Raw genomic sequence first — 24669 nt, 5'->3', positions numbered from 1 at the left:
TCAGGCCTCCCTCTTCACGGCGACGACCCGGTCGGCGGACACCTTCATGTCGTCATCCGGGCGAACCTGCAAATCGTACAGCGCCTTGTACCTCCCCCCTGCTGCCAGCAGCTGCTCATGGGTTCCACGCTCGACGATTTCGCCGTCTTCGATGAACAGGATCTGGTCGGCATGCATCAGCGAGCTCAGCCGATGGGCGACCACGAGTGTCACACGATCGCGGGCAAAACGCTTCATGGCGCTGCGGATGCGCTGTTCGGTGGCCGCGTCGATCGCAGCGGTGGAATCGTCGAACACCATCACCGCCGGCTTCAGCATCAGCGTCCGCGCGATCGTCAAACGTTGACGCTGGCCGCCGGAAAGCGACACGCCGCGTTCGCCGACGACGGTGGTGTAGCCGGCCGGCAGGCCGAGAATGTAGTTGTGTAGTTGCGCGGATTCGGCGGCGCGCTCGATGCGGCCTTCCTTCGCCCAGGGATCGCCATAGGCGATATTGTTCTCGATGCTGGTGGTGAACAGGAAGGAATCCTGCTGCACGACGGCGACGTTCTGGCGCAGCGATTGCAACGTCGCCTTGTTGATGTCCTGACCATCTATGGTGATGCGGCCGGAAGTCACGTCGTAGAAGCGCGGGATCAGATGCGCGATGGTGGATTTGCCGCTGCCGGGGGGGCCGACGATGCCGATCGTCTCGCCTCGCCGTGCCTCGAAACTGATAGTGTTGAGCACAGGACGGTCTTCCAGGCCAGGATAGACGAAGCTGACATTCTCGAAACGCAGTACGCCGTCGGTAACGACCAGCGGCTTGGCGTCCGGCGCGTCCTTGATGGCGATATCCAGATCGAGCAGGCCAAAGAGCCTCGAGCCGCAGGTCGAGGCGCGGGCGAAGGCGTTGACCATCAGCCCAAGCTGGCGCACCGGCATCTGCAGAATGGTCATGAAAGTCAGGAACGAGGCGAGGGTGCCGACGCTGATCTCGCCGGCGATCACTTTGTTGCCGCCGACCCAAAGCACGAGGCCCATGGCGGCGAAAAACGAGAAGTTCATCGCGCTGGTGTTGATGACGCGAATACCGACGCGCTTGTGGGCGAGGGTGAGGGCGTTGTGCGACGCCTTGTCGAATTTCATCAGCTCGTGAGCCTGCGCGGCGAAGGCACGCACGACACGAATGCCGCTGAGATTTTCCTCCATGACACGGGTCAGCACCGACAGTCGTTCCTGCAGATCAAGCCAGGTAGCGCGCAGCCTGAGCTGCGTTACGGAGGAGCGCCAGGCGACGAAGGGCACAAAGCTCAAAGCCAGAAGCCCGAGCAGGAAATCGGTCGACAGCAGTATATAGGCGCCGACACCGATCAACACGGTGAGCAGCACCGTGCGGACGAGCGCCGTGGAGAAATACATACGCACGCCTTCGAGATCGAGCAGCCCAATCGTTATGAGGTCGCCGGAGTGAACCTTGTCGTGGAAGCTGAAGGGAAGCTGCTGGAACTTCTCATAACAGGCGAGGCGCAGCTCGTAGCCCATATGGTGGCCGACGGCTTCGCTGTAATAATTCTGCACCATCGTGAAGAGGCCGCGCAGAGCGCTGACGACGAGAAGGAGTAGCGCTGTCGTCATCAGGGCATGTTCGGCGATCTGGCCGGCGGCACCGCCGGCGAAGGCCGATTGCGTCTGGTCCACGGCATGGCCAAGCAGGCGCGGGATCATCAACTGTAACGTTGCAGCTACGAAAGTGGCACCTATGGCAAAGCTTGTCTGCCAAGGGTGACGCAGCGTCATATGCGTGATCCGCACGATTGTGGAGAGACCTCGACCCCAACCGGCCGCACTAACATGCGCTAACGAAGTCAATGACTTCGCGGCGCTTCTTGATGAATCGCTGCTCACGCTCTTATCCAGGCATTTTTAGAACGAGGCGGGCCCGGAACGGGTTCGGATCGCAAAGGGGAATTATTGATGTGACGAATGTCGCCGATTCCAACCGGTCATTCAAGGGTTCAATTGGTCACAAGTGCTGCCCGAACGTTAGATTGCGTGTTCATAGATGTTCAATTCCGGAACTCGCGCAAGCAGTTGACGACTTCGCGCAGGCCTTTGGTCAGATGTTTGTCGCGACGCATGACCATGCCCAGCTGGCGCGCAAGCCTTGGCTTTAAGGGCGATGTCTGCAGATACTCGCTTCGATCGCGCTGCAGGGCCAGCCCCGGAAGCAACGACCAGCCGAGGCCCGCCGCCACCAATTCTTTGACCGCCTCGACGCTGCCAAACTCCATCGCGGGCTTCAACCGGATTCCGGCGGCAGCGAACCATTCATCGATTGCGCGCCGCGTGTTGCCACCCTCGTAAAGCATGAGGGTCTTGTCGCTGAAGAATGCAGGCTCCGGACCATTTTCCGGTATCAGGCTACCCTTGGGGGCTACGGCGAGAAGCTCATCCTCGTAGAATGGTTCCACCTCGAGCGAGCGTCCGGCTGCGGGCAGGACGACCACCGCGAGATCCAGCGCATTCGCCTCCAGATCGCGAAGTATCTCGTCGGTATTGCCGATGCGGACGATAATCTCCAGCCCAGGCATCCGCTTCTTCACGGCGGCGATGGCGCGGGGCAGGAGGTGGATGGAGGCGGTGCCGCCGCTGCCGATCCGGACGCGTCCGACCGATCCCTGGCGGTAAGGCATCATCGCCTCCTGCGCCGCGGAACAGTCCTCCAATATCCGCCGCGCGTGAAGCAGCAGCTCGACGCCAGCCGGAGAGGGCTGCGCCCGCCGACCCACGCGTTCGATCAATCGAACGCCGAGCCGCTGCTCAAGAAGCTTCACCTGCAAACTGACGGCCGGCTGCGTCAGTCCCACCTTGTCGGCAGCGGCCGTGAAACTGCCGAGGTCCACGACGCTGACGAACGCAGCGAGCTGATCGAGATTGAGCATCAGAAGAATTCCTTATGAATTGTATTAATTTCATAAGCTTCCTTCGTGGGGAGCGCCAGTGCATTTTATGGGCATGCCCAAAAGCAGCATGGCGTTTCATCGGCTGCATGGCAGATCAGGAGCTTATGCGATGACAACCGACATTGAAAACCCGATTGCGATAGGGCCGGGAAGGGACTGGAATAGGGCGATGGATATCGTGCGGCGCACGCTGACCGCGCTCGTCTGCCATCTGGAGAAACGCAGGACAAGGATAGATCTGGCGGAGTTGTCCGACACGCAGCTTCTGGATATCGGCGTGACGCGTTCGGAGGCGAGGGCAGAGGTTAAAAAATCGTGGCTCTGGGGGTAGCGCGACCTGGATCTCAACGTCCGGATCGATTTTGAACAGTTGGCGGCATGAGCAGAACAGACGCGAAATGCTGTTGCAATAATCTGTCGCAGCACCCTATCTTTACCGAAGAGATATCTGCGAAGGCTTTATAGGAAGATGAAGGAGAGGGTCTCAGCAGTAGTGATGCCTGCGCTTCCATCGATTGCACCAGGGGATCCATATCCTCTTCTCAGAGCCACAATCAATTTGCTCGATGAAGACGATCTGCAGAGTGTCGCGCGGGCTGATTACGGCAATGACAGCGGGGAGCATTTCGCTCGGCTCGCAGATATCGTCCGGCTGTGCGAATTGCCGACACCCCTGAAATGGCATCCGCGTGAAGTTCTGGAACTGACCCGATGGTCCGAGGCTTCTGCGGAAGATCTCGATATCGTGGCGAGGATACATAGGCAGCGTGCATTCGCATGCACGGTTCTCCTCGTCTCCTATGGTGATCCAAACAACGTGGATGCATCCTATGGCAGCAACCAGACGCTCATAAAGCTACTCGACAGCCTGGAGATGCTCGGCACGGAAGTCGAGGATGACGCTCTGTCACTGCTGTCCTGGCTTATTCCGCGCTTGCCCGACCATGAAGCGGGAGAAGTCCCATTCTTCGGATTGGCCATGCTGTGGTTCGCGCTTGGTCGTTTAGCCCAACAGGACGATGCAGCGCTTCTCGGTCTCTGCGAATGGATCATATCCACCGAAGAAGTCGTCAGGCGTCGTCAATCCGCCGGCGGACGCTTAGCTGGATCATGGTTGCTTTCGGGAACCGGCTACGACACCCATCTCGATGCCTGGCGGCGACTGGGGCGCAGGTTGGTAGATCGGCTCGACATGCGTCACGGCCCAGAGGTTAAAGAGGCTGTACTCCTGATCGGTACGATGCTGACATGACGGCGTTCGATGAGCAGATGGCAGATCGGTTGCGCAAACAGAAGCGCTATAAGGAAGCATTTCCTCTCCTAGAGGCGGCCGCAAACGCCGGATTTGCGTGGGCTCACGAAGAGCTCGGTTGGATGTATTGGTATGGCCACGCTGTTCGAAAGGATAGAGATCGATCGCTTCATCACTACCAGCTTGCCTATGACGGCGGACGCTTGTCCGCCGCAAATCCTTTAGGGCTCATCCATTTCGACGCGGGACGCGCCGAACGCGCGCTGGAATGGTTCCGGAAAGACCGCGTGCGCCCGATATCGTCGCTCTATTGGCAATACAGGACTATAGCGACGCATCCTCATTTGGCGCGTTATGCTGACGAAGCCGAGAACCTTCTAATCGAGGCGGCAGACAGTGGTCATCTATTCGCGAAACGCGATGCGGCTGTTCGAATGATGAAAGGGCACAAACGCTTCGGGACGCGGCGCCGGGGTTTGTCCATATGGCCTGGTCTCCATCGAGATCTCTTCCGTCAGACCCGTAGCGATCTATATGATGAACGACTTCGGTAATCGAGGAATGGCTGAATTCCTGAGTTTGCGCGACGTCCATGACTATGGGGTGGGCGGGAGAAGTGTGGTGATCACACGATTGTAAGTCGCACTTGGAAATAGAGCTCACCCGCCCGAATACGAAAGTCACATAAGATAGATTATGGAACTAAAATCGATATCCGACGTGCTCTGGATCCGTTCAGCCAGCCTTCACCCGTATCACCTTAGCCCCGATCTTCTCCGCCAAAACCTTGGGGTCGCAAGCAAAAATACTGTCTGGCCGTCCCGCCGCACACCAGACCTGATCATAGGCCAGCAGGCTTTCATCGACGAAGACTGGCAGGTTGACGCGGTGGCCGATCGGGCCGACGCCGCCGATGGCGAAGCCGGTTTCGTCACGGACGCGGTCGATGTCGGCGCGCTTTAGGCGCAGGCCGTAAGTGGCAGCGATATTTGCCGTATCGGCATTGTGTGCGCCGGAAACGAGAAGCAGCGTCAGGCCATTGGTGTCCGCATTGACGAAGACCAGCGATTTGACGATCTGGCCGACGGCGCAGCCGGCCGCATTGGCGGCTTCCTCGGCCGTGCGGGTCGATTGCTCCATGCGCTTGATGGCGATGTCGAGGCCGAGATCGCGAGCGGCCTGCTCGACGCGCTCCAGGCTTGAAAGCTTCCTGCTATCCTCGCTCATAGATCATCATCCTCTACATCGAGCTCAATACGCATCTGGTCGTAGGCCGGTTCGACATGTTCAGGCGTTTCCGCAAGTACGGTCTCGTAGTCGAGCGGTGTGTGCATATGGGTCAGGATCGCATGCTTTGGCTGCAAGCGTTCGATCCAGGCGAGCGATTGCTCCAGCGAAAGATGGCTTGGATGTGGTCGATATTGCAAGGCGTCGATGATCAAGATGTCGAGATTTTGTACCTTCTCGACAGATTCCGCCGGGAAGTCACTGATATCGCTGCAATAAGCAAGTTTGCCGATGCGAAAGCCAAGCGAATGGATGTCGCCATGCTGCTGTTTGTGCGGCCAGAAGCTGATCGGACCGCCCGGCCCTTCGACTGTGAAGCTCTTGTCCAGGCTTTCGATGATGACCGGACGGACGATCGGCGGATAGCTGCTGCCCGGCGGCGTTTCAAGGCAATAGCCGAAACCTTCGCGGATGCGGTCCATGGTCGGCTGATCCGCATAGATTGGAATGCGTTCATGCGAATTGTGGAAGAAGCCGCGCAGATCGTCGAGGCCGTGAATATGGTCTGCATGGGCATGCGTATAGAGCACGGCTTCGATCGAGCCGACGCCGGCGCGGATCATCTGTTCGCGAAAATCCGGGCCTGTGTCGATGACGACGGTGGTCACGCCGCCATCGGGCGCGATCTGCTCGACCATGAAGGCCGAGCGCGTGCGTCGGTTTTTGGAATTCTTCGGGTCGCAAGCGCCCCAATCGCCGGTGATGCGCGGCACGCCCGGCGACGACGAACAGCCCAATATGGTGAAGCGCCGCCGGTGTGTCACGCCGTCAGACCCTCGTCATCCGGGAGAAGCAGCGGAATGCGTTCTCGGTGGTGATCGCTGAGATGTCGTTCATGCTGACGCCGATCGTGTCGGCCAGCACCTCGGCGGTGTTGACGACATAGGACGGTTCGTTGCGCTTGCCGCGCCAACGCTTTGGCGCGAGATACGGCGCATCGGTCTCCACCAGCAGCCGATCGTGCGGGATCGTCTTGGCGATGTCGCGCAGTTCCTCGGATTTCGGGAAGGTCAGAATACCGGAAAAGGAGATATAGCCGCCGAGTTCGACGCCGGTACGGGCGAGGGCCGGGCCGGCTGAGAAGCAATGCAGAATGAAGGGGAAAGCCCCCTTCCCTGTTTCCTCCGTCAGGATCGCGGCCATATCTTCGTCGGCGCTGCGGCTGTGAATGACCAGTGGCAGCTGTGTTTCGCGAGCGGCCGCTATATGGCGCAGGAATCCGGTCCTCTGATCTTCAGGCTTTACCGTGTCGTAGAAATAGTCGAGGCCCGCCTCGCCGATGGCGACGATCTTCTCGTGCTGATTTGCCAGCCGCACGAGATCCTCGGTCTGGATATCCAGTTCCTGATCGGCACTGTTCGGATGCGTGCCCACTGAGCAGAAAACGGACGGATACCGCTCGGTGATCGCAAGCAACCCGTCGAGCTTTCGGACCTTGGTCGAGATGGTGACCATCTGCTTGACGCCGACCTCGTGAGCGCGCGCGACGATTACGTCGCGTTCCTCCGCGAAATCGGCAAAGTCCAGATGGCAATGCGTATCGATGAGCATAACAAACCTTATTCGACTGTCGGCGCCACATAGCGCGGAAAGACCGGCTTCGGCGCTTCCAGCGGTGTGCCGGGGACAAGACGGCCAGCTTCGCCGAGGGCGGCGAAATCGCGCTTGTCTGAGGGAATGGCGATCAGATCCAGCAGCTTGGTCGAGGAATCCGGCATGAACGGCTGCAGCAGAATGCCGATCTGGCGGACGACGTCGGCCGTGACATAGAGCACGGTCGCCATGCGGGCCGGATCGGTCTTCTTCAGCGCCCAGGGTTCCTGGCCGGCGAAATAACGGTCGCTTTCGGAGACGACGGCGATGATCGAGGCGAGCGCACGATGAAGCGCCTGCTTGCCCATATCCTCGCGCGTGGAGGCCAGCAGCGCATCGGCTTGTGCCAGCAGAGCCTTGTCCTCTTCAGTCAGCTCTCCGCATTCCGGGATCTTGCCATCGCAATTCTTGACGATCATCGACAGCGAGCGGCTGGCGAGATTGCCGATGCCATTGGCGAGATCGGAATTGATGCGCGTGCCGATCGCCTCTTCGCTGTAGCTGCCGTCCTGGCCGAAGGAGACTTCGCGCAGGAAGAAATAGCGCACCTGGTCGAGACCGAAGTGGTTCACCAGATTGACCGGATCGACGACATTACCGAGCGACTTCGACATCTTCTCGCCCTTGTTGAGCAGGAAGCCGTGAGCAAAGACGCGCTTCGGCAGCGGCAGCTTTGCAGACATCAGGAAAGCCGGCCAATAGACGGCATGGAAGCGGATGATGTCCTTGCCGATGATGTGGACATCAGCCGGCCAGTATTTCGCGCGCGGATTGTTCCGGTCCTCGATATAGCCGGTTGCTGTAATGTAGTTGGTCAGCGCATCGACCCAGACATACATGACATGCGCCGGATCGTTCGGCACCTTGATGCCCCAATCGAACGTCGTGCGCGAGATCGACAGGTCCTTCAGGCCCGATTTCACGAAGGAAATCACCTCGTTACGGCGCTCAGCTGGGCCGATGAAGTCGGGGTTTTCCTCGTAGAGCTTCAGCAGGCGATCCTGGTATTCCGAGAGCTTGAAGAAATAGCTTTCCTCCTGCACCCATTCGACCGGCGTGCCCTGTGGCCCGTAGCGCACGCCGTCAGCGCGCAGCTCCGTTTCGTTTTCTTGGTAATAGGCTTCGTCGCGCACCGAATACCAGCCCGCATAAGAATCCTTGTAGATGTCGCCGGCATCGGCCATCAGGTTCCAGATGTTCCGCGAGGTCTCGTGGTGGCGTTCTTCCGTCGTGCGGATATAGTCGTCGTTCGACGAATTGAGCAGCTTGCCCATCGCCTGGAACTCCGCTGAATTGCGGTCGGCGAGCTCTTGCGGAGACAGGCCCTCGGCGCGCGCCGTCTGCTGCATCTTCTGGCCGTGTTCGTCCGTACCCGTCAGGAAGAAAACGTCGCGCCCGTCCAGCCGCTGGAAACGTGCCATGGCGTCGGTGGCAATCAGCTCATAGGCATGGCCGATATGCGGCTTGCCGTTGGGATAGGCGATCGCGGTGGTGATGTAGAACGGGGTCTTTTCGGTCATATCAGGCAATGGTCCGCTTTACGGTTTCATCATTGTTATTCTTGCTCATGCTCGCTTTAGCGCATGTTTGCAGGGAGCGAAACACCAAGTTTCGCGCCTGCAACATTCCTTGGCTCCGAACGTGCTTTGCTTGACAGGGTCCTGACCCGGCTTTACCCCTGCGGAAAACCGAAGGGCAGGACAGAAATCACCGTGAATTCCATTTTCATTTTTGACAGCCTGTTCAACGGCTCGAAAAGGCCGTGATTTTGAGTTTTCCAGCAACATTTCAACCCCTTTATTCCTTCTCCGGTTTCTTCGTCGGCATGTTGGTGGGCATTACCGGCGTTGGCGGCGGATCGTTGATGACACCCTTGCTCGTCCTGCTGTTCGGCGTGCATCCGGCCACGGCCGTCGGCACTGATCTCCTCTATGCGGCGATCACCAAGACGGCTGGAACGGCCGTGCACGGCATGCATGGGCGGGTGAACTGGAAAGTGGTGGGCCTGCTTGCTTCCGGCAGCGTGCCGGCTGCCTTGGCGATGTTGTGGCTGATGGCCGGCGTCAATCGCGAGAGCCCGGAGGTTGCGCATGCAATCACCCTGTCGCTCGGCTGTCTTCTGCTGCTGACGGCGCTGATGCTGCTCTGTCGTGGCCAGGTGTTGAACGCCATGCGCAAATGGCGGGGCGAGCGTGGGATGCTGGCGCCGCGCACCATCGCGCTGCTGACGTTGGTCCTCGGTCTTGTGCTCGGCACGCTCGTTACCATGACATCGGTCGGTGCCGGCGCACTGGGCGTTACGGTGTTGCTGGTGCTCTATCCGCAGCTCGATGTCCGAGAGATCGTCGGCTCGGATATCGTCCATGCCGTACCGCTGACCTTGATCGGCGGCATGGGCTATTGGTTTATCGGCGAGATCAATTGGACGATGCTGTTTGCGCTGCTGCTCGGCTCGATCCCCGGCATCGTCGCCGGCAGCCTGCTTGCGCCGCGCCTGCATGAGCGGCTGATCCGCATCGTCCTCGCCGTTACTCTGATGGTCGTCGCCTTGAAGCTGATCTTCCCTTAGTAGGAAAGCTGCTGCTTCAGTTCACCGAGTACGGTGATGATGGTCTGTTTGCGGTCGAGATTATAGGCTTGCGATACGGTGAGCCGCTCGGTGACATCGGAATAGAGACGGGCGAGCTTTTCCGCCACGGTCAGATGCCCCTCCAGTGCAGCCGCCCGCGCCCGGGCCATGATGTCGTCGCCGATGTGGGATACGAAGAAACCGAATATCGTCTCGCTCTCCTTGGCCGACAGCGCATCGGCGAGGCGGTGCATCGCCCGGCGCGCGGCGGGGCCTTCCGCCGAAATCACCTGCTCATAGGCAGCAACGATCTCGCCGCCGCCATAATTCAGCAACTTCAGCGCTTCATTGACGCTGCCTTTAGCCGCGGCCAGCAGTTCACTTCCCTGCCCTGCTGACAAGCCAATACCAAGATGTCCAAGAGCGTTGCTCAGGGCATTATCGCTGAGCGGCGCCAGTTTCAGCGGCAGGCAGCGCGAACGAATGGTCGGCAAAAGCTTGCCCGGCGCGTGCGACAGCACCAGGAAAAGCGCCCGCTTCGGTGGCTCCTCGAGGATTTTCAGGATAGCGTTGGCGGCATTGCGGTTGAGGTCGTCGGCGGGGTCGATGATGACGACCCGCCAGTTGCCGGTGCCGGAGGTCTGCGAAAAGAATTTTCCGGCGCGACGGACTTCATCGACGGTGATCGCCGATTTCACCTTGCCGGTCTTTTCGTCGACCGGGCGGGCAAGGTGCAGCAGATTGTGCGAGGCGCCGCCGGAAATCTGCCGGCTGACGGCGGAAGCTGGATCCGGATCGCTGATCGTCTCGGGTGCCGTGGCGGGATCCGGATGCGAGAGCACATGGTTGGCGAAGCGGAAAGCGAGCGTCGCCTTACCGATGCCTTCCGGCCCTTCGATCAGCACTGCATGGTGGCCCTTGCCGGACCGATAGGATTGCGCCAGAAAGGCCTCTGCATCCTCATGGCCGAAAAGACGGGTATTATCCTGCGGAGGGATTGCTCCGTCCAGAACGCCGGGCCGGTCTTCGCTCATTGTGCAACTTCCGGTCTGGTGGCTCGCACGTCATCCGCCAGGCTCAATCGCTTTTCGATAATAGCGGCGATCTCATCGGCAATGACATCCTCCCCGCGTTGCGCGTCGACGACGTGGCAGCGGTCCGGGTCGCGCGCGGCAATATCGAGAAAGGCCTCGCGGCGCTTCTCATGGGTCTGCAATTCTTCCTTTTCGAAGCGATCCGGCGCGGCATCGGCCGAGGCGCGCTTGCGGGCGCGCTCCAGACCCAGTTCGGCGGGGATATCGAGGATCAGCGTGCAGTCCGGCACGACACCGTTGACGGCCACCCGTTGCAGGGCTTCGATGAAATCCGGTTCCAGATTACCCGTGATACCCTGATAGACGCGGGAGGAATCCATGAAGCGATCGCAGAGTACGATCGTGCCGTGCGCAAGCGCCGGGCGGATGATCTCCTCGACATGATCGTTGCGGGCTGCCGCAAACAGGATGGCTTCCATGCGTGTGCCGAACATTTCCGCCGCGCCCGAAAGCAGCACATGCCGCACCGCTTCGGCTCCCGGCGAACCGCCCGGCTCGCGCGTCACCAGCACATCATGCCCCAGCTCGCGCAACCACGCCGCCAGACGGCGAATCTGGGTCGATTTGCCGGCCCCTTCCCCACCCTCGAAGCTCACGAACAGTCCGGTTGCATCAGCCAATGATCATGTCCTGCACTTGTTTTACGCTCTTTTACCGCCGCGTGACGTGTGTTCTGTTTAACCCAAGACGCAGGCGGGTGAAACCACCAGCTCGGACATTCTATATAGGCTGTGAACAAGGATTTCGCGAGGCGCGAAGCGATCAGGTCGGGGCTGGCGTATCCCAGAGCCATGAAAATAGCAGCGTCTCCGTCAACTCCACGAAGGCATCGAAGGCGCGACGGCTGAGCGTTCCCTGCGCGACCGGATCCTTCGTATAAAGCGGCAGTTCGCGCAACAGCCGCGCGCCGGAAAAGACGCGGAGCGTTCCGGCTTCGTAGCCAGCCGCAACAGGTGCCGTCAGGGGCCAACGATAGACGATGCGGGCCGAGAGGCGATCGGGATTGTCGTTTGCCACATAGACATCGACTGGCATCTTGGCGAGCAGCCCGACTGTGGATTGTGCCCCGCCGTAGACGCTGGCATTGCCGATCACTTCGCCGTCGGCGAAGATGCGCTGGCTTTTGAAGTTGCTGAGGCCCCATTCCAGCACGCGGCGGCTTTCTTCGGTGCGTTCCTTGTCCGTTTTCAAGCCGCCCAGCGCCAGAAATAGCCGTCTGCCATCGCGCTCGATGGAGGCGACGATCGAGTAGCCCTCACCGTCCGCAAAGCCGAGGCCTAGGCCATCGACGCCGATGTTCAGCGGCAGCAGAGGATTGCGATTGCGCTGGAAGATCTTGTTCCAGGTGAAATCCGGCTGGGCGAGATACTTGTAGAAATCGGGATAATTCTGCTGAAGGTCCTGCGCCAGCGTCACAAGTTCCCGCACCGAGACTTTGCCGCCACCGTTCTGATCGTTCGCATCCGGCAGGCCGGTGGAATTGGTGAACACCGCCCGCGGCATGCCGATTTCCCGCGCACGCGCCGTCATGCGTCGGGCAAATTCCTTTTCGCTGATCGAAATCCCTTCGGCAAGGACGATGCAGCTATCATTGGCCTGCTGCACTGCGATGCCCTGGATCAGGTCCCCGACGCGTACGCGTGATTTCAGCACGGCGAACATGGTCGAGGTGCGTGACGGCGCTCCGCCTGTTCGCCAGGCATTTTCCGAGACGGGATATTCGGTGTCGAGCGAGATCTCGCCGCGCTTGATTGCGTCAAAGATGACATCTAGCGTCATCAGCTTGGCAAGCGATGCCGGAGAAATCTGTTGATCCGCGTTCTTGGCAAGCAGAATCGTGCCGGTCGAGGCTTCCACCATGAAGGCTTGAGTAGCCTTGGTATCGAAAGCGGGAGGCGGTGCCTGTTGCGCGACCGCCGGCAGGCATCCAATTCCGACAAGGAAGAAAAACGCGACAGTAAAGCGTCTTAGCATGCCGGCTCCCCAATGCGACCACCCCCGAACATATTAGCCAGGGGTGAAGATTCAGGCAATCACGCCGATCAATCGACTTGCGTCTGACCTTGATGCTGGCGGTGATAGGCGGAGAGAATCGATTCCTGCGTCAACCCGTCATTGCGGACCATGACCGCATCGAAAGCGAGGTTGACATAAACCGTCTTGACCGGCGCATCCTGGTAGGCCGCAACCGTGGAGGCGAGCGACGGCGTGGCGAGGCTGGCCATGCCCGGTGAGAAATCCGGACGCTCGTAAGGGATGGGTCCGATCATGGGCAGGACAACAAGCGTCGGCTCGACAGGATCAACGGACGGCGCGGCGCCGCCGTTCCAGGTCATCGGCGGCGGATTGTTGTGCTTGCCGGCATTGGAATTCGTCGGCGTGGAGCCGGCAAAGGCGACAGCAGAATTCGGTGAGGATCGCGGTATCGGAGCCAGTGCCGGTGTGGTGTCGAAGCTGCGCTGCTCACGGCTCTTGCGGGCATAGCTATCCGACTGGGGCAATTGATCGGCGGTCATCGCGCCGTTCGAAGCAACCATCACGCCCGTTGCGATCTGGCCGCCGGGATTGATGCTTGGAATGCGCGACCCCTTGGGAATGTAGGAGGCCATCAGATAGGGCTCGTCGTGGCCGTCCATACGGGCGCGGCCGACATATTGCACGCGCACATCACCGGTGCCGCTGTGCTGCAGATCGAGCAACTGTGCCGTCTTGTTGGAAAGGTCGATGATACGGCCGGGATGATAAGGCCCGCGATCGTTGACGCGCACGATGATGGAGGAGCCGGTTTCGACATTGGTCACGCGCGCATAGCTCGGCAGCGGAAAAGTCGGGTGTGCTGCGGTCAGCGCCTGCTGGTCGTAGACTTCGCCATTGGCGGTCAGGCGGCCGTGAAAAGCAGAGCCATACCAGGAGGCGATCCCGGTCTTGTTATAGGCATAATCCTCCTTGGGATAATACCACTTGCCCTTGACCTGATAGGGATTGCCGACGAGGAAACGGCCGCCGCCCTTGGGAACAGGTCCGTTGGCGACAACCCGCGGGCTTGCTTTGACGCCATATTCCTTCTCGGAAAAATATTCCTTGCCGTGCTGACGCTTCGTCGCAACCTGCTGCGAGGTTCCGCAAGCGGTGACGGTGGCGCACATCAATGAGAGAGCAAACCAACGCATACCTGTCGCGTATGTCACCGCACGATTATCGAATTTCATCTGTCCCACGCCGCTTAACAAATTACCAGGACCGAGGCATGCAATGGCATATCCCTCATACCAATATCTGCTACGCCCCAATCACCTAACGGTACTTTAATCATGATTGCATGTTGTCGAATTTGCGTTCCGAATTGAGCGGATACGGATAATTCCGAATGTTATGGTTAATGAATTATGAAAATAAAAGCTAGTGGAAGGCTACTGCCCGACACTTGGCCGCCTTCGCGCAGGTCGAGTATGAGGATAAAATCAGGGCCGATACGTCTAAACGATACCCCCGCACGGCCCGGTGTGAAACGCGCGGCTAACGAACGTTGCCAGATCCCACCGAGTCGCGATGGCGGACGCTACAAGGGTTAGTTGATTGCTTTTGCTCAAACAATGATCCAAGTTTCCACCGTTAACCTGACTCTACGAACCCCCAACCAAGTCAGTTAACGGAGGAAAACATCATGCGATTTGTTAAGACATTCACGGCAGCGGCCATTGTTGCTTTGATCAGCGCAAACGCGATGGCGCAAACAGCGACCCCATCGACGACAACGACCACGCCGGCCACGACCACGACAGCGCCGGCGGCAACCGCGAAAACGACCGCAACCGCGACGAAGCAGAAGGCCGCCAAGCCTGCACAGACAGAGGTTTCGAAGGCTTGCTCCGCACAGGCTGATGCAAAGGGCCTGCATGGAAAGGAACGCTCCAAGTTCCGCAGCCAGTGCAAGAAAAACGGCGGCAAGGTATAAGCCGGCCTGACATTGAGGCTGCGGCGTAAACACCGCCGCAGCCCTCTCGGTTCCGGGCGATGGACATCGTCAAGCCTATTCATCCGTGGTGGCAATTACCTATGATATTGGTAATTCTAAATAAAAATTAGAAAAAGCCAGGCCACTGGACGCCAAGGTCAGTGAAGCAACTGCGCTACCATAAATGCCACCGTGATTGCGCCTGCACATACCGTCAAAGCAGTCAAAATCGAAGTCGACATCATCCGCACCTCAAACCCGAACGTTGGAGGCTAACTACAGGAGCGAGTGAGGAATGTCGCGTGACAGCTGGCGTGACATGGTGAGAAATGGCCGAGGGTGTGCAGCCATGGGCGTATCATGTCTCGTGTCTTCAAGAAAAAGAACGGCCACGTAATCTCGTGGCAGCAGCGTGACGTCAATCTGCCGCCCGACCCCGCCCTAAAGTTGACGGCAGTCGCGTTCTTCGGTGGTGTCTACAGGATCGACGGTGACAATCAAGTGGCATCTCGCAGGTGAACGCGAGGCTGTTATGCCGGGGCCGAAATATGGAATTGAGTACCGGCTGTTATGGATAAGGGTAGAAATGGCGGAAGAGGTGTCCGCGTGTTCCCGCAAGATAAGGATAGTATGGGCTAACACCATTGAATTTTCTCCGTATTTTTCGTATTTCCCTTACTAGAGTTATGACATAGGGAATCGGACATGGCAGAGAAAAAGCTGACAAAGACCCGCATAGAGAGGCTAATCAAGCCCGGAATCTACAGCGATGGAGCGGGGCTTTTCCTTCGGATTCGGGTTGGTGGTTCGAAGTCTTGGCACTTCATTTACAAGCGGTCAGGCAAGCGAACAGAGATCGCGCTAGGCCCATATCCCGGCTTTTCTACACAGCCCGTATCGTTGGAGCTAGCTCGTGAGAAGGCGCAAGAAATTCGAGATCAGCTTGCGCGGGGTCAGCCAATAGACGGCATCAAGGATGAGCGACCGACGTTCGAAAAGATCATGGAAGAAGTGATCACGGTTAAGACCGCTAGCGCCAAGAATGAGAAACACAAGGCGCAATGGGCAATGACCTTGCGCACCTACGCCAAGCCGCTGCACATGAAATTCATAGCCGACATCACCATTGACGACGTATTTGAGGCGCTCAAGCCCATCTGGACAGAAAAGCCGGAAACAGCAAACCGGACCAGAATGCGCATTGAATCTGTCTTCGAAAATGCCATGGCGCGCAAAATCTTCACTGGCGACAACCCAGCCCGGTGGAAGGGTGGATTAAAAGAACTTCTACCGGCTCAAAGCAAGCTGTCGCGCGGCAATCATGAGGCCGTCGCTTACGAGAAGATACCTGCCGTCATGGCTAAACTGCGGGCCGCCACGGGCGTTTCCGCTAGGGCTTCTGAACTCACTTGTTTGACGGCTTGCCGATCAGGTGAGGTTCGCGGCGCTGTCTGGCCCGAATTCGACCTTGCGGGCGCGCTTTGGGTCATTCCGAAGGAACGGATGAAAGCGGGCGTCGAGCATCGTGTTCCTCTGAGTGATCGCGCGGTGGAACTCCTGAAAGAGCGGCAACAAGTCGCCACGGGTGACCTAGTATTCGAGGGCGAGTCCGAGGGCCGACCGATAAGCGATACGGCAATGGTCAAGGCTATACGGCTGGCATCCGGTGGCAATGAGACGATTCACGGCTTTCGGTCTAGCTTCAGAGATTGGGCTGGAGATGAGACCCATCATCCGCGCGAAGTCATGGAACATGCTCTTGCTCATGGTCTTTCCGATAAGACGGAAGCCGCATACCGCCGCTCTGATGCCCTGAAGAAGAGACGAGCGCTCATGGATGAATGGGCCACTTATTGCGGTAGCTCGCCGGCAGTATGATTTTTTTCGTATTTCTCTTTTCAGGCAAGTTGAGCGACCGGGCTCAGATTCTACGTATGTCTTGAAGGCGAGAAAACGAAAAGGAGAGTTACCTTGAAGACTGAATTTGTAAGCCTATTGATGAGCCCCAATGAAGCGGCGGCTCTTACTACCATGTCTAAGCCGTTGCTGAGAGCAATGGAGCGTGAGGGTAAATTTCCAACCGCCCGGCAGATCGGCGAACGCAGAATAGCTTATGTCCGAAGCGAAGTAACTGCTTGGATTAATGAACGCATTGGGGGTGCACCAAAGTACCCGATGATCATTGTCGGAGGTGCAGCATGAGCCAGTTTGATCGAATCCAAAAATCCATCATCGAGACAGAGCGTGCGATTGCGGGCTACCGGGAAGCCGGTGTCGATATCTATTTTCGCCCCCACCGCACCAATGACGGTTGGTTTACCCGCACCATGGCGAAGCACGGCATACCACCCGTAAACGAGGCTAAGCTTGAGCGCGGCCGGGTGAGCGTTCTTATGGTCAACGACTGAAATGGCCCCTCTCAGGAAAGCCATTCGGGTTGGGGATCATCTTGCCGAGCCCGCAAACACAAACATCGAAGCAGGAAAGTTAGCTGCTCTACTTGAGGCGTCTAAGCGCCGGGAAGCCGAGCTTACAAGGCAACTGGCCGAACAACGACTAAAAAGCGCGCCACGCGGCGAAGTCGCTGATATGTCGCTTCTGGAAATTGCCGACAAGTATAGCCTTGGGGAATTGGCGGATGAGTTCGACGTTACTGCCGACATCCCGAATGCACCGGAGATTATCGAGGGCGTAATTCCCCTGCCGGGCGTCGGTTTGCTTGCTGGCATGAGTGGCACAGGCAAGACCGCCATAATGCTAGACATCGTGGCGCACCTTGTCCGTGGCGACGTCTGGAACGGCCGTCGCGTTACCGGCAAGCAAGGTGTCCTCTGGTACGGCTACGAAAGCGTCAACTCTATTAAGTATAGGTGGAAGGCGATTGCGAAAGAGGTTGGATCGGTCATGCACCATGTGCCGTTTTACCCAGTTCTCAGCAATCCATCTCGACTGGATGCTAAGAGTGGCTATGCCGTCATGTTTGGCGCTGTCCGTCACCATCAAGAGCGCTGCCGCGAAGAGCATGGGTGTGAACTTACCGTCCTCGTCATCGACACTGCCACGGCTTCCGGCCTCGTCACCAACGATTCGGATCAAGAGCAATGGAACAAAGCATGGCCGTTGCTGATGGAAATCTCAAGCTCGCTTGGTATTACCATCGCTGTTTTGCATCACTCGGCAAAGGGTGAGGAAGGATCAATCGTGCGCGGCTCTGGCGTCAGCTATGACCACGCTGATTTCATTATCGGTCTGAAGGCCGAAAACGTCGAGGGTGAGCGCGGGCGTCGTTATATGTTTCTAGAAAAGCATCGCGACGAAGAGACCGGCTACCTTACAGATTACAGCATGCGTTCCGTGGCGGTCGGCCTGAAAGCATCGGGCGATACCCGGTTTGCCCCTGTTGTCGTCTATAGCGGCCAGCCAAAGAAAGTCGACCCGTTCTCGACAGTGGAGAAGTCTCTAAGGCTGGCGATTTCTCGCGTCGTATACAGCAGCGGACGGCAACCGGAAAAGAACGATGACGATCTGTGGATTTACCGCGCAAGTATGAACATGGCCGAAGCCGAGTTCAAGACAATGGTCCCGCCGAAGAATGCCGGGCGCGATCTGATGCGAGCCAAAAGCAAGCTTACTGAACGTGGAGTCCTGAAAGAGGACGGGCGATCCATGGTCTATGAGTTGACATCAATAGGGGAGATTTCCCCGCCAAAAAATCAATCACAAGACGAATAGTCCACCATCCTCACAGTCATCCTCATTGAGGAAATCTCTTTGAGGATATGAGGACGGGAGATCAGAATCTGCTCCCGATCCTCGTCCTCATTCCTCTTTAAGAGGATGAGGAAGAGCGAGCGGAGAAGATGTGGCGAGTTTTTTGTGAGGAAAGGATACCGACAGGACGGAGTGAAAGCGAGCGCGAGCTATTGGAACTTACGGCGCATGAATGCCTTCACGTCCTCAGGAGTGAGTTTAAACCATTCGCCGTTCGCTCGCCGATCTGCGAAGCGTCGTTGCCAATATGCTTTACTGCCGGGTGGCTGACCTTTGCTTTGCGCAGCCAGTCTCCGTATCTCGCTGATTATGTGTTCGCGCATTGCTTTTCCAAGCTGTTAGGCGTCTTGACGAAGACAACACCTAGATTCACCATCGCGGCTCGCCTTGCAAGAGCTTGACCGGGTTGGCAATCCAGCTATTCGAGATGGCTGATTGCTGGTCTTTCGGAATGTGCTCCATGCAAGATTGTTCGAAAACGACCATGCCATGTATCCAGCTCTTCAGATGCTTTTTTTATCAACGTCGATCTGGGATCGAGGGGCTTTCCACTGAAAAACACTATCTCATAGACCGGCTTTACAAGATCATTGGTGAATATCTTCAATGACAATTGTTCGATTTTTTGAATGTTCCGTTTTGATCCCGTTACGCCTCCAAGCAGAAGGCCAACGGGTCCGAGCAACAAAGCTCCAACCGCTGCACCTGCGGCCTGACTTCCGCGATTGGTTACGGAAATTGATGTTCCATTCTTCATAACTTCAACAGCGATCAGGTCCGAGAAGCTAAAGACTTTAAGTCTTTCACTATCAGTGAGTACGAACCTGTTACTGGTCGGGTCGATGGCAATACCCGTACTCTGTCCACTCGGCGCCCGTGAGACTAGCGGATTAAAATTCTCCATTCTAGCGAGCGCTTTATTGAGCGTTCTTATTTTCTTTCTCTCGGGAAGCCACCTTACAACTATCACGAAAGCGACAAAACAGACTAAAATTACTACCCACATTGTTCCGCCCTACCAAATTGAATCTTGCAATTAATAATAGCTTTTTAGCTGCAAATCGAGATCAACTTGAGCGAGCGACGGGGCGACGTTCGATCGCTGACAGGACCGGGGCGGCATCGGAGTCTGTCGATTTGCGGCGATCAACTACCGGCGGGGTCCCGATGCACACACAGCTGCAATTGAAAATATAGGGCTATTCATATGTATTGAAGCCCTGCGGTGCTCGCTATGGCTTTATTTCTTGCAACCCTGCCAACATGAGCCGACAGGGTTTTCTTTGCGCAACAATATCTCCGCTCACGCGCCAAATAGATTTACCTGATCAAAATCAACGGCTTACAAGAACGACGAATAATCATATTTGGCTCGTGTTGAGCGCCCCCACCCCACCGCTAAGTATGTATTACGCTTCGAGTGGGTGTTCTCTTATAGGCGGCGGCGGTTTCACCATTTTCCGTCGCCGCTCTCCCTCTGAAGCTAGGTCGATTTGAACCAATTCAGAAAGGAATGACCAACAGCCCAAGCGGCAACATTTTCCAGAACCTTGAGCACCTAAGCTCCCGAGCATTCAGCTCCATGGCCTGTGATATGGCCAGCGCGCGAAGCGCACTCATTCAATCCGGCTGCTTTTCCCATCACCACAACGCGAAAACAGCCAATCTAACAGGAGAACTACAGCTTGAATCTTAATCATGCAATCGAAAATCGCGCAGCCAAGCTTGAAGCCATGAAGGCTCTCGGCGCTAGCCCGGATCAGGCCGCTTTTAATGCTCTCGAGTCCGAAATCCGCGCTCTGGACATCCAGATCCAGAACGCCCGCAAAATCGCTGATTTTGAGCGGCAGGCCGACGCGCAACCGGACGCTAACCTTAGTCGCGAACTTCGGTCCTATTCGGTAGCCAAAGCTATCCGTGAAGCTCAGGACGGCACTCTCACCGGTATCGAACGCGAACAGCATGAGTCCCTGTCGAAGGGTCGCGAAGTACGGGGCGTCATGATCCCTACCAGCGTTATCTTTGGCGAACGCCAGCAAGAGCAGCGTGCAATGACCGTTGGCGGTTCGGGTGGCAACACTGTAGCGACCGACCTTGGCGGCCTTATCGACCGTCTGCGGCCCGTCCTTGCTGTCCAAAAGCTTGGCGCGAATGTCATCTCTGGCCTTACCTCGAATCTTGACTTGCCGCGTCTTGTGAGTGGTCCGTCTACTACCTGGGTTGCGGAAGACGGTAGCTCTACAGCTTCCGATAGCGTTTTTGACAAGGTTTCTCTGAAGCCGAAGACGATCACAGCGGAACAGTACCTTAGCCGTCGCCTTCTCCTCCAAAATGGCGTTGCGCTCGAAAACGTCCTTCGCAATGATCTGGCCTTCGTTCTCGCACAGGGTCTCGATAAGGCTGCGATTGCTGGTACTGGCACTAACCAGCCGACCGGCCTTCTTACCGCCATCGCTGAGAACGCGACGGTAAGCACGATCCTGTCCGACATTGCCGCCGACTTGCTGGCGGATCTGGAGCTTGATGATGTGACGGGAACGGTTGGATTCCTGACGAATCCGGCCCTGCTTGCTGTCGCTCGTAAGATTAAGGACACCACGGGTCGCACCATCCCGCAGGCTGAAATCTTCCACAATACGCCCGTCGTTTCCACCAATCAGGTGGCGGCAATCGCTGGCGAGAATCCGCTGATTGCAGGCGTCTGGAATGAGCTGATGATCGGGTATTTCTCTGGGGTAGACATCCTCGCAAATCCGTACACGGACGCCAGCAAGGGCGGCCTGCGACTCCACGCATTTCTTGATTGCGATACGGTCGTTCGCCACAATCAGGCATTCGCTTGGAAGGCCGTCTAATCATGAGCGTTGTCGATCTCCAAACGGTCAAAAAGGCAATTCGCGTTTTCCACAATGAAGACGACGAGCTGATTATGACCTACGTCGAGGCGGCAGAGAAGTACTTGAACCGCATAGGGGTGGCAGTCGCCGCCCCTATCGACCCCGACGCAAAGATAGCCGTGTTGCTGCTCTGCGGTCAGCTCTACCAGTGGCGCGAGCCGGTAGTAGACGGGATTGTCAAGGAACTGCCTCTGTCTCTTAGAACATTCATCACAGCATTGAGGGGAGTCCAGCTATGACGCTTGAAAAGCGCGCCGCTACTGATGTTCAGTCGAGCGGCAAGACCATCGTCGGCTACATCGCCAAATTTAACAACACCGCGCAAATATCTGATTTTTCGGAAGAAATTTCGCCCGGTGCGTTTTCGGAGAGCCTTCGCAGCAACCCGGACATCCTATTTTTGCAGGATCATCAATATGACCGCGTTATCGGTCGGACTGCTAACGGCTCGCTGAAGCTGGCCGAAGACTATATCGGCTTGCGGTTCGAATTGACGCCCGTGGATACGGCGGCAGGCCGTGACGCGCTGGAGATGGTTCGAACTAAGACGGCGGGAGGTCTCAGTTTTGGATTCACCGTAGACGGGCCGGATTCTGAGAGTTGGACGGGAAGTCATCGAACCCTGAAGCGGATCAACCTTCGGGAGGCGAGTCTCGTGTCCAGCTTCCCGGCCTACAGCGGCACGGAAGCAAGCGTCCGCTCTCGCCAGCCCATGACGGACGCCGAGCGCCGTATCCGAATTCTCGAACTGGAAGGAGCTGCGAATAATGTGGCCATTTAAACAACCCGCACAGGAGCAGCGGATCGCATCGAGCGACCCACTACTAGGCCAGTTCCTTGGCGCTCGGTTTGCCGGTAGCGTCGACATCGAGAAAGTGAGCAATCTTGCGGTCGCTCAAGCGTGCGTGAAGCTGATTTCGGAAAGCATCGCGGCGGCAGAGCTGAACGTCTATAAGCTCAATCCGGCCGGTGGGGCTGAAATCGCGGCCAGCCATCCATTGCAGTCCGTGCTTGTCGATGAAGCTTACAACGGCGTGTCGAGCTTCGATATGAAAGAAGCCGTTGCCGCTGAAATCGCCACCTATGGCAACTCGGTCCTGAAGGTCCATCGGAACGGGAAGTCTCAGGTGAGCGGACTCCAGCATCTCGCATGGGGCGACGTGACGGTAGAGACGATCTCCTCCACGGGCCGTCCTCGCTATCGCTGGATCAACCCGAACAAGCCCGGCGATGTGCAGGTATTGACGGCGGATGAAGTTGTGCATCTCAAATATCGTGCGAACGGGAAAAATGTCGGGCAATCCCCCATCGCCCTCGCGGCAATTTCCATGGGTATCGCCACGGCCATGGAGGAATCCCAAGGCGAATCTGCTGAAAACAGCTTCCGTCCCTCTGGCTTGATCAGCCTTCCCGATGCAGTCGACCCGACAAAGTTCGAAGCGCTTCGAACCTCGTTCCGCGACAAGTTCCTGGGCCGCAGGAATATCAACTCGTTGATGGTGCTCGACAACGGCGCTAAGTGGACTCCGATCCAGTTTTCCGCCGCTGATGCACAGCTCTTGGAATCTCGGCAGTGGGCTGCGTATGACATTTGTAGGATTTTTGGCGTCCCACCTTCTGCTGTCGGGTTGCTTCTGTTTTCCAACTGGAATTCGATTTCGGACGAAAGCCGCGCTCTAGTCATTCGTTGCCTTCGGCCTTTCGGCAAGCGAATCGAGGCACAGCTTTCCACGGCCTTGCTAAGCCCGACAGCGCGCAAAGAGTACTACCTAGAGCACGACTGGTCGGACATGCTCGCAGGCGACCAGAAGACGCGCTATGAGGCGTACGCTATCGGCAAGCAAAACGGATTCCTGAACACGGACGAAATCCGCGCTCGCGAATCCATGGGCAAGGTCAAGGGCGGCGACGTGTACTTGCAACCGCTCAACTATGCCCCGCTTGGCACAATCGCAGTGAACGGCCAGCATAACGCCCCGCAGGTGACACAATGACCGGCGCGGGACAGCTTAGGGAAAGGATCGCGCTTGAGGCGCGGTCCATGGATGACGACGGTTTCGGCAATACCTTTCCGGGTGGACCATTCGTCGCGCAGTTCACGGCACCTGCCCGCCGTCAGATTTTACGGGGCGACGAGTCCGTCATGAATGCCAAGCTGACGGGTGTGCAGACCGTGGTTTGGACGATCCGCTACCAGCCAGCCGTGATCCCGATGGACAACACTTGGCGGGTGAAGGACCTGCGGTCCGGCAAGCTCTACAACATTGTCTCAGTCGAGCCGGACGAACGGTCAGCCTTTGTATCGATTGTCTGCAAAAGTGGGATAAATGCATGACCAGCGATGAATTGACCGTCAAAATCACGGACTTTCGCCTGTTCCACAATCGGCCGGGTTCCAAGAGTAAGCTCCGCGCGATCTTAACGATCCTCATCCCGCAGCTTCAAATCGAGATTAGGGGTTTGCAGCTCTGCGATTATGAGGATGGGTGGAAGGTAATTAGCCCGGCAGCGACTCTACCAAACACCCAAACGAGGGCTTTTAGGATTGAGGTGGACGGGCCGTTTGAGCGAACCATTAGGCGTATGGCGGTTCGGCGATACGAAAAAGAGCTTGAAGCCTTTCAGCGGCAAGCGGCGTAACGACAGAGACCCCGGTTAACAGCCGGGCTTCTCTATTTGCCCAGATGGCATTTTTCAGTTGATTACCGACAACCACCGATGTCTCTGTCCCGTCGCCATGGTACATTTTGAGTAACGTGAGGATTGTACCAAATGTTCAAAAAGAAGACCGTTTTAATCGTAGGCGCCGGTGGAAGCTATGATCTAAATTTCCCCTTAGGAGAAGGACTGAAAGGTATCATTGCAACCAAACTCGACTTGCGCTTCGAAGGATTTAGAGAACTAGCATCTGGCGATCCACTTGTCCTAAAAGCCCTTGAGGCAGCCGCTCAACAAAAAAATCAAGGCCAAATTGATAACTATTTGAATGCTTGCCGTTCGATTGTTTCGGCTATGCCACTGGCTATATCCATTGATAATTTTCTCCACACGCACAGTAATGATGCGGAAATCGTGCTGTGCGGCAAGCTTGGGATTGCAGCCGCTATTCTTGAAGCTGAAAAGAATAGCACAATCATGGCGGACAAGAATAGAAGCGGCCGTATCGCTTTTGGAGGAAACAATAGTCTGCTTTGGCATAATATATTCTGCAAAATACTTACGGAAAACATTCAGTCGGATTCAATTGATGCGATATTCGATAATGTATCTATTGTCACGTTTAACTATGATCGGTGTATCGAGCAC

At 57.1% G+C, this 24669-nt stretch carries 26 protein-coding genes and 1 pseudogene; 16 read left to right on the top strand and 11 right to left on the bottom strand.

The genetic code is table 11. The features are described from left to right. Together RRH01S_RS26660 and RRH01S_RS26655 are read right to left on the bottom strand one after the other, a co-directional pair. The gene (locus RRH01S_RS26660; RefSeq protein WP_234904987.1) at positions 1-1779 is read right to left on the bottom strand and encodes an ABC transporter ATP-binding protein; all 1779 of its coding nucleotides are present in this window, start codon (positions 1777-1779) and stop codon (positions 1-3) included. A 269-nt stretch (positions 1780-2048) separates the two neighbouring features. After that, a complete protein-coding gene (locus tag RRH01S_RS26655; RefSeq protein ID WP_174010317.1) occupies positions 2049-2924 on the bottom strand; it encodes a LysR family transcriptional regulator in 876 nt (291 codons plus the stop codon). Positions 2925-3054: 130 nt separating this feature from the next. Here RRH01S_RS26655 and RRH01S_RS26650 point away from each other — a divergent pair, with 130 nt between their 5' ends. The 3 genes from RRH01S_RS26650 to RRH01S_RS26640 all read left to right on the top strand — a co-directional run bounded on the left by RRH01S_RS26650 (position 3055) and on the right by RRH01S_RS26640 (position 4751). Further along, entirely contained in the window at positions 3055-3276 is a 222-nt protein-coding gene (locus tag RRH01S_RS26650; protein ID WP_037218482.1) for a DUF1127 domain-containing protein, read from the top strand. A 228-nt stretch (positions 3277-3504) separates the two neighbouring features. After that, on the top strand, positions 3505-4197 hold the full coding sequence (locus tag RRH01S_RS26645; protein WP_234711752.1) for a hypothetical protein: 693 nt from the start codon (positions 3505-3507) through the stop codon (positions 4195-4197). Beyond that, positions 4194-4751 (top strand): SEL1-like repeat protein, encoded by a 558-nt coding sequence (locus RRH01S_RS26640; protein WP_034518222.1) that lies wholly within the window; start codon positions 4194-4196, stop codon positions 4749-4751. The genes RRH01S_RS26645 and RRH01S_RS26640 overlap by 4 nt, the downstream gene beginning before the upstream one ends. Before the next feature lie 181 nt (positions 4752-4932). On the opposite strand, the gene RRH01S_RS26635 is transcribed toward RRH01S_RS26640, so the two are convergent. The 4 genes from RRH01S_RS26635 to metG are packed head-to-tail and all read right to left on the bottom strand — an operon-like array spanning position 4933 to position 8597. After that, the gene (locus RRH01S_RS26635) at positions 4933-5424 is read right to left on the bottom strand and encodes a YbaK/EbsC family protein (protein WP_007696063.1); all 492 of its coding nucleotides are present in this window, start codon (positions 5422-5424) and stop codon (positions 4933-4935) included. Continuing rightward, positions 5421-6248, bottom strand: coding sequence for an MBL fold metallo-hydrolase (locus tag RRH01S_RS26630; protein WP_007696065.1), 828 nt, complete (start codon positions 6246-6248; stop codon positions 5421-5423). The genes RRH01S_RS26635 and RRH01S_RS26630 overlap by 4 nt, the downstream gene beginning before the upstream one ends. A gap of 4 nt (positions 6249-6252) precedes the next feature. Continuing rightward, complete coding sequence (locus RRH01S_RS26625; RefSeq protein ID WP_007696067.1) at positions 6253-7035, bottom strand: TatD family hydrolase; 783 nt, start codon at positions 7033-7035, stop codon at positions 6253-6255. An 8-nt stretch (positions 7036-7043) separates the two neighbouring features. Then, the gene (gene metG, locus RRH01S_RS26620; RefSeq protein WP_012651474.1) at positions 7044-8597 is read right to left on the bottom strand and encodes a methionine--tRNA ligase; all 1554 of its coding nucleotides are present in this window, start codon (positions 8595-8597) and stop codon (positions 7044-7046) included. 248 nt (positions 8598-8845) lie between these two features. Here metG and RRH01S_RS26615 point away from each other — a divergent pair, with 248 nt between their 5' ends. Continuing rightward, complete coding sequence (locus RRH01S_RS26615) at positions 8846-9646, top strand: sulfite exporter TauE/SafE family protein (protein WP_012651475.1); 801 nt, start codon at positions 8846-8848, stop codon at positions 9644-9646. Here RRH01S_RS26615 and RRH01S_RS26610 read toward each other — a convergent pair. The 4 genes from RRH01S_RS26610 to RRH01S_RS26595 form a co-directional block, all read right to left on the bottom strand. Continuing rightward, on the bottom strand, positions 9643-10680 hold the full coding sequence (locus RRH01S_RS26610; RefSeq protein ID WP_012651476.1) for a DNA polymerase III subunit delta': 1038 nt from the start codon (positions 10678-10680) through the stop codon (positions 9643-9645). The genes RRH01S_RS26615 and RRH01S_RS26610 overlap by 4 nt on opposite strands. Further along, positions 10677-11360, bottom strand: coding sequence for a dTMP kinase (tmk, locus tag RRH01S_RS26605; RefSeq protein ID WP_012651477.1), 684 nt, complete (start codon positions 11358-11360; stop codon positions 10677-10679). The genes RRH01S_RS26610 and tmk overlap by 4 nt, the downstream gene beginning before the upstream one ends. Positions 11361-11502: 142 nt before the next feature. Further along, positions 11503-12714 (bottom strand): D-alanyl-D-alanine carboxypeptidase family protein, encoded by a 1212-nt coding sequence (locus tag RRH01S_RS26600; RefSeq protein ID WP_012651478.1) that lies wholly within the window; start codon positions 12712-12714, stop codon positions 11503-11505. A gap of 68 nt (positions 12715-12782) precedes the next feature. Then, complete coding sequence (locus tag RRH01S_RS26595; protein WP_034518217.1) at positions 12783-13949, bottom strand: septal ring lytic transglycosylase RlpA family protein; 1167 nt, start codon at positions 13947-13949, stop codon at positions 12783-12785. Positions 13950-14404: 455 nt separating this feature from the next. On the opposite strand from RRH01S_RS26595, the gene RRH01S_RS26590 reads away from it, so the two are divergent. From RRH01S_RS26590 to RRH01S_RS26575, 5 genes are all read left to right on the top strand, one after another. After that, positions 14405-14695, top strand: a complete 291-nt coding sequence (locus RRH01S_RS26590) for a PsiF family protein (protein ID WP_042475504.1) — start codon at positions 14405-14407, stop codon at positions 14693-14695. A gap of 705 nt (positions 14696-15400) precedes the next feature. Further along, positions 15401-16573 (top strand): tyrosine-type recombinase/integrase, encoded by a 1173-nt coding sequence (locus RRH01S_RS26585; RefSeq protein WP_042475502.1) that lies wholly within the window; start codon positions 15401-15403, stop codon positions 16571-16573. A gap of 93 nt (positions 16574-16666) precedes the next feature. Beyond that, a complete protein-coding gene (locus tag RRH01S_RS33665) occupies positions 16667-16897 on the top strand; it encodes a helix-turn-helix transcriptional regulator (RefSeq protein ID WP_080705481.1) in 231 nt (76 codons plus the stop codon). After that, entirely contained in the window at positions 16894-17103 is a 210-nt protein-coding gene (locus tag RRH01S_RS26580; protein WP_042475498.1) for a hypothetical protein, read from the top strand. Before RRH01S_RS33665 ends, RRH01S_RS26580 begins: the two co-directional genes overlap by 4 nt. 1 nt (position 17104) lies before the next feature. Then, positions 17105-18427, top strand: a complete 1323-nt coding sequence (locus RRH01S_RS26575; RefSeq protein WP_042475495.1) for an AAA family ATPase — start codon at positions 17105-17107, stop codon at positions 18425-18427. A 457-nt stretch (positions 18428-18884) separates the two neighbouring features. Here RRH01S_RS26575 and RRH01S_RS34220 read toward each other — a convergent pair whose 3' ends face one another. Then, entirely contained in the window at positions 18885-19472 is a 588-nt protein-coding gene (locus RRH01S_RS34220; protein WP_131597867.1) for a hypothetical protein, read from the bottom strand. A gap of 679 nt (positions 19473-20151) precedes the next feature. Here RRH01S_RS34220 and RRH01S_RS26570 point away from each other — a divergent pair. The 7 genes and pseudogenes from RRH01S_RS26570 to RRH01S_RS26540 all read left to right on the top strand — a co-directional run. Continuing rightward, a complete protein-coding gene (locus RRH01S_RS26570) occupies positions 20152-21321 on the top strand; it encodes a phage major capsid protein (RefSeq protein WP_042475491.1) in 1170 nt (389 codons plus the stop codon). 2 nt (positions 21322-21323) lie between these two features. Then, a complete protein-coding gene (locus RRH01S_RS26565; protein WP_042475488.1) occupies positions 21324-21602 on the top strand; it encodes a head-tail connector protein in 279 nt (92 codons plus the stop codon). Then, complete coding sequence (locus tag RRH01S_RS26560) at positions 21599-22144, top strand: HK97 family phage prohead protease (protein ID WP_042475484.1); 546 nt, start codon at positions 21599-21601, stop codon at positions 22142-22144. The genes RRH01S_RS26565 and RRH01S_RS26560 overlap by 4 nt, the downstream gene beginning before the upstream one ends. Further along, entirely contained in the window at positions 22131-23357 is a 1227-nt protein-coding gene (locus RRH01S_RS26555) for a phage portal protein (RefSeq protein ID WP_080705480.1), read from the top strand. The genes RRH01S_RS26560 and RRH01S_RS26555 overlap by 14 nt, the downstream gene beginning before the upstream one ends. After that, positions 23354-23698 carry a head-tail adaptor protein gene (locus RRH01S_RS26550; protein ID WP_042475480.1) on the top strand — a complete coding sequence of 115 codons (345 nt, stop codon included), beginning with the start codon at positions 23354-23356 and terminating at the stop codon, positions 23696-23698. The genes RRH01S_RS26555 and RRH01S_RS26550 overlap by 4 nt, the downstream gene beginning before the upstream one ends. Then, positions 23695-24003 carry a hypothetical protein gene (locus tag RRH01S_RS26545; RefSeq protein ID WP_042475477.1) on the top strand — a complete coding sequence of 103 codons (309 nt, stop codon included), beginning with the start codon at positions 23695-23697 and terminating at the stop codon, positions 24001-24003. Before RRH01S_RS26550 ends, RRH01S_RS26545 begins: the two co-directional genes overlap by 4 nt. Before the next feature lie 132 nt (positions 24004-24135). Continuing rightward, positions 24136-24669: pseudogene (locus RRH01S_RS26540) on the top strand (hypothetical protein); the annotation flags it as partial.

The sequence above is a fragment of the Rhizobium rhizogenes NBRC 13257 genome (assembly GCF_000696095.1).
GTDB classification, from domain to species: Bacteria; Pseudomonadota; Alphaproteobacteria; order Rhizobiales; family Rhizobiaceae; genus Rhizobium; species Rhizobium rhizogenes.
The sequence above is the reverse complement of the archived record's forward strand: the minus strand, read 5'-3'. Positions and strand labels throughout refer to the sequence as shown.

Coding starts and splice junctions, on each gene's coding strand:
- RRH01S_RS34220 (WP_131597867.1), bottom strand. CDS start 19,472: ATGTGGGTAGTAATTTTAGTCTGTTTTGTCGCTTTCGTGATAGTTGTA.
- RRH01S_RS26545 (WP_042475477.1), top strand. CDS start 23,695: ATGACCAGCGATGAATTGACCGTCAAAATCACGGACTTTCGCCTGTTC.
- RRH01S_RS26595 (WP_034518217.1), bottom strand. CDS start 13,949: ATGAAATTCGATAATCGTGCGGTGACATACGCGACAGGTATGCGTTGG.
- RRH01S_RS26560 (WP_042475484.1), top strand. CDS start 21,599: ATGACGCTTGAAAAGCGCGCCGCTACTGATGTTCAGTCGAGCGGCAAG.
- RRH01S_RS26590 (WP_042475504.1), top strand. CDS start 14,405: ATGCGATTTGTTAAGACATTCACGGCAGCGGCCATTGTTGCTTTGATC.
- RRH01S_RS26555 (WP_080705480.1), top strand. CDS start 22,131: ATGTGGCCATTTAAACAACCCGCACAGGAGCAGCGGATCGCATCGAGC.
- RRH01S_RS26655 (WP_174010317.1), bottom strand. CDS start 2,924: ATGCTCAATCTCGATCAGCTCGCTGCGTTCGTCAGCGTCGTGGACCTC.
- RRH01S_RS26580 (WP_042475498.1), top strand. CDS start 16,894: ATGAGCCAGTTTGATCGAATCCAAAAATCCATCATCGAGACAGAGCGT.
- RRH01S_RS26650 (WP_037218482.1), top strand. CDS start 3,055: ATGACAACCGACATTGAAAACCCGATTGCGATAGGGCCGGGAAGGGAC.
- RRH01S_RS26575 (WP_042475495.1), top strand. CDS start 17,105: ATGGCCCCTCTCAGGAAAGCCATTCGGGTTGGGGATCATCTTGCCGAG.
- RRH01S_RS26660 (WP_234904987.1), bottom strand. CDS start 1,779: ATGACGCTGCGTCACCCTTGGCAGACAAGCTTTGCCATAGGTGCCACT.
- RRH01S_RS26565 (WP_042475488.1), top strand. CDS start 21,324: ATGAGCGTTGTCGATCTCCAAACGGTCAAAAAGGCAATTCGCGTTTTC.
- RRH01S_RS26585 (WP_042475502.1), top strand. CDS start 15,401: ATGGCAGAGAAAAAGCTGACAAAGACCCGCATAGAGAGGCTAATCAAG.
- RRH01S_RS26640 (WP_034518222.1), top strand. CDS start 4,194: ATGACGGCGTTCGATGAGCAGATGGCAGATCGGTTGCGCAAACAGAAG.
- RRH01S_RS26625 (WP_007696067.1), bottom strand. CDS start 7,035: ATGCTCATCGATACGCATTGCCATCTGGACTTTGCCGATTTCGCGGAG.
- metG (WP_012651474.1), bottom strand. CDS start 8,597: ATGACCGAAAAGACCCCGTTCTACATCACCACCGCGATCGCCTATCCC.
- RRH01S_RS26635 (WP_007696063.1), bottom strand. CDS start 5,424: ATGAGCGAGGATAGCAGGAAGCTTTCAAGCCTGGAGCGCGTCGAGCAG.
- RRH01S_RS26550 (WP_042475480.1), top strand. CDS start 23,354: ATGACCGGCGCGGGACAGCTTAGGGAAAGGATCGCGCTTGAGGCGCGG.
- RRH01S_RS26610 (WP_012651476.1), bottom strand. CDS start 10,680: ATGAGCGAAGACCGGCCCGGCGTTCTGGACGGAGCAATCCCTCCGCAG.
- RRH01S_RS26600 (WP_012651478.1), bottom strand. CDS start 12,714: ATGCTAAGACGCTTTACTGTCGCGTTTTTCTTCCTTGTCGGAATTGGA.